The sequence below is a fragment of the Actinoplanes sp. NBRC 101535 genome (assembly GCF_030269225.1).
Classification (GTDB): Bacteria; Actinomycetota; Actinomycetes; order Mycobacteriales; family Micromonosporaceae; genus Actinoplanes; species Actinoplanes rectilineatus.
The window spans coordinates 1-593 of record NZ_BSSY01000047.1 but is presented as its reverse complement, the minus strand read 5'-3'; the positions used below and the strand labels follow the sequence as shown (position 1 = coordinate 593).

At 69.0% G+C, this 593-nt stretch carries 1 protein-coding gene; it reads left to right on the top strand.

Annotated features, from left to right (window positions below; genetic code table 11):
* Positions 1 to 23 precede the first annotated feature (23 nt).
* Positions 24 to 593 (top strand): NADPH-dependent F420 reductase (locus tag QSK32_RS45290; protein WP_285475560.1); only part of this gene is annotated, 570 nt, incomplete at its 3' end.

Sequence of the window (593 nt, the reverse complement as noted above, 5' to 3'; positions counted from 1 at the left end):
TACAACCAATTGCGGAGGGCATCATGGCGCACATCAGCATCATCGGCACCGGCAACATGGGTCAGGCCATCTCGGGCCTGGTGGCCAAGGGCGGTAACACCGTCGAGCTGCTCAACAGCTCACACGCGGACACCCCGGTCACCGGCGACATCGTGGTCCTGGCCGTCCCGTACGGTTCGGTCGCCGACGTGATCGCCCAGCGCGGGGAGCAGCTCGCCGGCAAGGTGGTCGTTGACATCACCAACCCGGTCGACTTCGCCACCTTCGACGGCCTGACCGTCCCCTCCGACAGCTCCGCCGCGGCCGAGATCGCCGCCAAGCTGCCCCAGTCGAGCGTGCTCAAGGCGTTCAACACCAACTTCGGCGGCACCCTGGTCGCCGGCACCGTCGGCACCGAGACCACCACCGTGCTCATCGCCGGCGACGACGCCGACGCCAAGGCCCTGCTCACCGGCGTGATCGCCGCCGCCGGCCTCAAGGCCATCGACGCCGGCAGCCTCAAGCGCGCCCGCGAACTCGAAGCCCTCGGCTTCCTGCAGATCACCCTCGCCGCCGGCGAAAAGATCACCTGGACCGGCGGCTTCGCCGTCACC